We start from the raw sequence: 6,570 nt of genomic DNA on the forward strand, positions 1-6,570 counted from the left end.
TACGCACAACCGCCAGCCGCTTCTGCGGCCTGAGAACTGAACACACGCTCAGCCTCAACAAAACTCGGGACTTGACATCCAGTACGCGTGTGCCCGGTGGAGCGTAGAACGTTCGTTGTCCGACAGCCAGTCAGCTCGGTCATCCGGAACCACGACCAGCACTAAAAACACTGGCAACTGGCTCATAGCCCACTTTTCGATCCAGCGCTCTTCGAGATCAATCCTCTCAAAGGGTCCCGACATGGTTTTTGCACTAGAGCACTTCAGCTGGACTTGTACCGGCGCCTCTGTGAAGTTCACAGCCATGTCAATCGCGTGAACATCCTCATCCTGCCTAGTCTCTCCAATTGTTACGCCAGCCTGCGCACAGAGTGCGTTCATGAAGGCCAGGCTGTAGCGCGACTTGCATTGCTCGGGTGACAGATCTCGACTGCCGACGCTCCAGTAGCGCGGTTTGGGATCGCTCACGATTCCGTTCCTCGCGAGCTCGTTCTCAAAGGCGTACGGTTCAACAGTCGACAACTCCCGGTCGGCCGGCCCCGCCAGTGTTCGTGCACCAGGCAGGGCCTTTCGAATTGTGATCTTCGGCATCATTGCATAGCGAGTCCCGCGCATAGACACGACGCTCTGACTGAGCAGGAAGTTCCGAAAACTTCGTTGTTCGGGGAATCTCCTCATGCCACGGACGGCTTGCCATAGCACTCACCGTGTGTCCGTGACCAGCGTTAACACTGTAACGGCGTGTGCGTACACGGCGACAGATCGGCAAGAACCTTCGCAGAACGGACACCGATTTGAACCCTCCCGCCGGCTGGCATCCTGATCCCACAGACCCAAATGCGGAACGCTACTGGGACGGTCAACAGTGGACCGAGCGTTCCCGTTCCCGGCAGCCCAACCCCGCTGCGTTCATGGCATCCCCGCCTAATGACGTCACGACTCAGGTAACCAAGAAGCGGAGGAAGTGGCCGTGGCTCCTCGCTGGCGTCATCGTGTTCTTTGTGGTGGTGGGTTCCTGTAACAGCACCAGCGACAGCAGCTCGTCGTCCACTCGAACGACCTCCGTGGCTGAGGCTCCGGATCCGGACCGGGAGAATCCGGCAGCCTACGAGGTGCTGTCGGAGCGGGACTTCGCTCTGCTGGTGAAGGACCCGGATTCGGCGGTGGGCCGCAAAATCGTGCTGTTTGGGGTCGTGACGCAGTTCGACGCCGCGACCGGTACGCGCCAGTTCCGCGCTGACACCGGACCTATCCAGCTCGAAAGTGCATACGCCTACAACCAGAACACGGCAGTTGAGGCTCGAGATGCGGCGCTTGTCGCCGATGTAGTGGAGGACGACGTCGTGAAGATGTACGTCGAGGTCGGAGGAAGCGTCTCTTACGACACCCAAATCGGCGGGCGTACGACGGTTCCTGGTGTGATCGTCAACATGGTCGAAATCGTCGACTGAGCCGTTCAGCAGATGACGAAGGCGCCCCGCCCTCGTCGGGGCGGGGCGCCTTCAATGGATAGTTAGTGTCATCTCCCCATCGGTCTCGTGTATCCGCGGGAAGCCAGCTCGGCCAACCGCGTGAGACGGGTCATCGCTTCGGGAACGTCCTGGGTGACCATCGTTCCGATGGAGATGCCCTGCAGACCGAACGGTGAGGCCATGTCGTCGATGACTTCGGCCGCTGTTTCGCGGTTCCAGTGCGCCCACCGCTCGCCGTAGGTCGTCGACCACTCGGCCATGCGCTGCTCGACCGGCCGCTTGTCCACCGTGATTCCGGTGGCCGCCGCGAGCGCGGCCGCGAAGTCGTACCTGCCCCCGTCGGGCGCACCTTCGTTCTCCTCGAACGTCTCCCGGGCCTCGGGAGCCATGTTCGCGAGCATGTCCGCCTCAGAGATGGACCCATCGGCACGATGCTGGAACTGACGGGTGCCGTCCTCGCCGACGAGCAACGTCTGGTTCCCGTCGAAGGTGCCCACCGGCGCGGACAGCGCCAGCGGGTTCTTGCCGGTCAAGATCCCGATCAGGTCTTGGATGACCTGGAACCCGAACGGCTCGAGGACGTACTCGTCCTGCCCGGTCTTGTTGAGCACCAGGTTCAGCCCCGGCGGTAGGTTGCCGCCGGTGTCCCGGTTGAACACGAAGTCCCAGGCATTCGAGATCGGCGCGGCGATGGCGTCCTTGAGGTCGCGCACACCGTCGGCGATCACGTCGATCACCGAGGCCTTCTCCACCGCGAAGGCCTTCACCGGCTCGATCAGCGCATCGAACGCCGCCAGCGGCACAGTGCGCCACTGCGGCGGCGGATCACCGGAGACATCGACGATCTTGCCCCGGACGGGGGCGAGCAGCTTGTCGATGAACTGACCGACCACCGAGCCCTGCTCGGCCGGGGTCGGGCCCCCGATGTAGCCGCCACCAGGACCGGGGTCGACGAACATGCCGTCGACGATCGGCAGGTGGAACTTCCACGGGAACATCGAGTTGGAGGCGCCAGCAGCGCCGCCGCCGTACTGGACGCCGGCACCACCCGAAGACTCGACGTTGACGTCTGGCAGACCCTCGACGCCCGTGAGGGAGCCAGCGGCGTGACCGCCGCCCGGTCCGCCCGGATCGTCGAAGATGCCGATCGAGAAACCGGCACCGAGACCGGGCTGGAAGCCCATCGGTCCCGGCTGCCCACCCCGGAAGCTGCCCGTGTAGAAGTACCGCTGCCACACGTCCTTGCCGAGGATCGCCGCTGCGATCGACGCCATGAAGCCGGTGCAGTCGAAGCTGTCGTCGACGAAGCGCGGACCGGCCCACTGGTACGGCTTCCCGGCCTGGGACTGCGCGAAGTCGTGACCTCGCTTGAGCATGTCCCAGGCCGGATCGTCGCGAGTGACGCGGCCGCCGGACTCCATCGCGAACAGACCCTCGGTCGAGGGACCACGGCCACCGCGAGCTGCACTGTTGAATGCGAGCAGGTTGTCGACACCGGCCGCGCGCACCGCCGGTTCCGAGAGCACGAACTCACCCGGGGCGAGCAGGCGCAGAACGCCGTCCTTACCCCACTGGGTGCCGGGCTCGAGCGGCACCAGACCACCGGTCTCCATGCCCGGCACCGAGCCGCCACCGCCGGATCCCCACGAGACGTGCTCGACGTCGACCCAGTCCGGCAGTTTGCCTGCCAAGAAGGTGTCGATCTTCGACCACAGTCCGCCGACGCCCCAGTTGATCAGGTCGATCATGTGGTTGACGCCGGTCGCGAGGTCGTGCAACAGCCCGTTCCAGGTGTCGGACACGCTGGTTCGCAGATCGATGAAAAAGTCCTGGACCTTGTCGATTCCGTCCGACAGGCCGGGGAAGTGCTCGTCGATGATCGTGCCGACACCGTCCTTGATCGCCGTGGGCAGCTCACCCCACGACATGACCGCACCGTTAGTGATCTTGTTGAGGAAGTGGTTCGCCAGCCCGTCGAGGCCTTCGATGCGCAGTGCATTCCAGGCAGGCATGACATGGTCGTGCCAACCGCCGCGCACGTCCTCGACCAACCCGTTCCAGGCGTTGGAGGCCGTTTCCCCGAGCGAGGACAAAGCGTTGGAGCCAACTTCGCCGATCGTCGATCCAATATTGGAAAACCAATCCTGTACCCCACCGGCCTTGTCGACGACCGACTTTGAGAACGACTCCCACCCAGCGGTGGCCTCGGACCAGATTTCTGACACCGGCTTACCACCGATAGTCACCGGGCCGGTGAACATCTCGCCGATCTCGGCGGTCTGTTCACCGAACCAGTTCCCGGTGCGGTCGGGAATGTTGGCGAACCAGTGGGCGACGGTCCCGTTGTTGTTCGGGTTCCACATGCCACCGTCGTACGAGTCGGTTTCATTGTTGTAGCCGAGCAACGAGTTGAACCCGCGAGCGGTCTTACCGAACCAGCTGTCAGAGTTGTCCGCGACATCCCATATCTGACGAAGTTGCCCTGCTTCCCGGGCTTCGCCGGGGCCGAGTTGCTGAGGCACGAGCGGGCCTTGGGTGTCGGGCACGCCGTCATCGTTAGTGTCGACCTTGCCGCGTTCGGGCCCTCCGGCTGGTTTGAGGGTTCCGACCAGTGCTGCACCGATTTCGATGGCGTCGACGATGCCGTCCACGATGGCTTGGACGTCTTGGAAGAACGTCTTGATTTCGGCCTGGCCATCCGGAGATCCGAGAAAGTCCTTCCACCGTGCGGTGGCGTCTTCGATGGACCGCAGCCACGACTCACCGGTCTCGTCCGACCCTTCGAACAGGTTCATCGCGATGCCACCGACGTTCTTGACGATCCGCCAGATCTGCGCGAAGGTGCGCATCGCTTCCTGCATGTAGTTGTGCAGGAGCGAGACTCCACCTTCCCCCTCGGTGGTGGCCATCTCGTGGATCATCTCGGCGAAGCTGCCGGTGCCTTCCTCGAAGGCGCCAGTGATCTCAGGTAGCAGATCGGAGCCGACCAACGTCAGGTCGTACATCGCCTCACCGAGGTTGCCGAGACCGGTCATGAGGGGACCCAGGGCCTCGGCGGTGCGGTCGAGGATGTGACTGATTCCGTCCTGCTGGCCCGGTTCCATCAGCCAGTCCATCGCCGAGCGCAACGACCCGTTCAGCACCCCGGCTAGGTTTGACAGGCCCGTCTCGAGCCGCGGCAGGTACGCCTCAGCCAACGTCGTGATCTGAGGGCCCATCTCCTCGAACAGCGAATCCTGCACCGCCAGGCGCAGGTTCTTCCACTCGTCCCCGAGTTCGCGGGTCATCTCCACGAACTGGCGGGCGTTCGGTGACAGGTTCTCAAGTGCCTTCTGGTACTCGTCGAGCGACTTCGCGTTATCGGATTGCGCTTTGGCGAGCGCCTTGTTGGCGTCGGCGATCTGCTGCGCCGCCTGTGCGTTCGCCTGCGCAGCATCGCGGTGGGTACGGGCCAGATCCTTCTCTGCGTCGGCGACAGCCTCGTCGGCCTCGACGATCCGGTTCTTGGCGGCGACGACCTGCTGGGAGCCTTCGACTCCGAGCCGGTTGGCCTCCTCGGTTTCCTTGCGTAGGTCGGCGTTGCTCTCACGGACCTCGGCGAGCCGCTGAACGGCCTGGTCGTAGTCGATCTGCGCCCCGCGGCGTTCGAGGTCGGCGTCCGGACCCTTGAAATCGCCGCGCTGCAGGCGCCGGCGGGCGCGGTCGACGGCGAGCATCGCCGATCTCTCGTCGATTTCCGAGCCCTGAAGCGCGAGGTTCATGTCCTCGATCCGCTCGATGGCGTCCTCGCGGGCCCGGTTCAAGTCCTCCTGGGCCCGTGTGGCGTTCTCCTGCGCCCGCTGCACACCTGTCTCGGCGCGCTCGATGGACTCGGCGCCGTTCTGCGCGGTCTGTGCCGCGTTCCGATAGGCATCGGCGACCGACCGCTGCGCGCTCTCGGTGGCCTCAGCTGCCACTTCCTGTTCCTCGGCGCTGTTCTTCGCAGCCTCCGCACCTTTGGTGAAGGCATCGGTGACTCCGGTCATGCCGATAGCAATCGTGCCTATCGACGTTGCCGCGGCGGTGGCCATCGCGGGCAACAAGGCGATCACTCCGGCGGCCTGCGCCAGCTGCCCGACCAGAGGCACTAAAGACACTGCCGCCAAGCCCGTCAGAGCGAACTTCGCCATTCCTGCCGCCGCACCGACCGTTGACAGCCCTGCGGTCAGACCCGCAGCCATGCCTCCACCCGGCAGCGGCGGCATCAATCTAATCTGCATCGCCAACTGCGCGAGCATGGCCTGCACGGTGATCAGTCCGGCCATGGCGCCGCCAACGTCAAGGTCCAGGCGAGTGTGGATCGGGTGTTCGGCATACATGCGGAACACCTCGAGCTGGGCCATCGCTCCGCTCGTGTCGAGATTCAGCCGCACGTTGATCGACTGGTCGGCGCGTTCGAGCAGTGCGTTCAGTCGCGCCAGCTCACCGGTCGCGCCGCCGGTATCGACATCGACCCGGAGCTGCATGGTGCGCTCGGCGTACTGCCGAAGCGACGCCAGCTGCACAACCGCGTCGGTGGTGTCCAGACGGGTCTCAAGGTTGATGGTGCGATCGAGGCTGGCGACCTGGGTGGTCAGCTGCGAGCGCAGCAGGTCGGTGTCGAGCTGGGCCTCGAACTTGATCGGTTCCAGACGCATGGTGCGCATCTGGGTTTCGAGCCGGGACCGGAAGCGGTGAATGCTCTCCGGTTCGACCGGGATCTGCAGCGGCTTGTTGAACGCCTCGAGGCGGGCCTCGACCTCCTGGAAGAAGTTTCCCCAGTGCGGACTGATCGTCAGCCGGGCGGATCCAGCCGAGTACCCGTCGGTCATTGACGTCTCCGTTTCGTGGACGCGTTGTGAAAGTTCGGCAGGGGGATGTGTGAAGGAATGTGGTGGATTTCTCTGTGATGCATGGCAACTCCGTTCTGCCGCACCAGGCAGCCATGTGGGTTGTGGGGTAGACACCAGACAGCGCCGGGCTGTCGATGCCGGGTGAAGGAGGGAGCTTGACCCCTGATCTTGGACACGTGGAATCCAGCACACTGCTGGGGGAAGCGAGAATCCAAGGATGGCCAGAA

Annotated in this window: 3 protein-coding genes and 1 pseudogene; 2 read left to right on the plus strand and 2 right to left on the minus strand. The window is 64.0% G+C overall.

What is annotated here, in order from left to right:
* Window positions 1–54 precede the first annotated feature (54 nt).
* Window positions 55–468 carry a DUF4365 domain-containing protein gene (locus NVV99_RS25855; RefSeq protein WP_260783251.1) on the minus strand — a complete coding sequence of 138 codons (414 nt, stop codon included), beginning with the start codon at window positions 466–468 and terminating at the stop codon, window positions 55–57.
* A 275-nt stretch (window positions 469–743) separates the two neighbouring features.
* Here NVV99_RS25855 and NVV99_RS25860 point away from each other — a divergent pair.
* Window positions 744–893: pseudogene (locus NVV99_RS25860) on the plus strand (DUF2510 domain-containing protein); the annotation flags it as partial.
* An 18-nt stretch (window positions 894–911) separates the two neighbouring features.
* Window positions 912–1,451 carry a hypothetical protein gene (locus NVV99_RS25865; protein WP_260783253.1) on the plus strand — a complete coding sequence of 180 codons (540 nt, stop codon included), beginning with the start codon at window positions 912–914 and terminating at the stop codon, window positions 1,449–1,451.
* Window positions 1,452–1,519: 68 nt separating this feature from the next.
* Here the strand turns inward: NVV99_RS25865 and NVV99_RS25870 are convergent, their stop codons facing one another.
* Window positions 1,520–6,322, minus strand: coding sequence for a hypothetical protein (locus NVV99_RS25870; RefSeq protein ID WP_260783252.1), 4,803 nt, complete (start codon window positions 6,320–6,322; stop codon window positions 1,520–1,522).
* Window positions 6,323–6,570: the final 248 nt, after the last annotated feature.

Origin of the sequence: Rhodococcus sp. PAE-6, from assembly GCF_025290685.1 — a bacterium.
Classification (GTDB): Bacteria; Actinomycetota; Actinomycetes; order Mycobacteriales; family Mycobacteriaceae; genus Rhodococcus; species Rhodococcus pyridinivorans.

Excerpts from the sequence above, each read along its gene's own strand:
- NVV99_RS25865 (WP_260783253.1), top strand. The coding sequence starts at position 912 with ATGGCATCCCCGCCTAATGACGTCACGACTCAGGTAACCAAGAAGCGG.
- NVV99_RS25870 (WP_260783252.1), bottom strand. The coding sequence starts at position 6,322 with ATGACCGACGGGTACTCGGCTGGATCCGCCCGGCTGACGATCAGTCCG.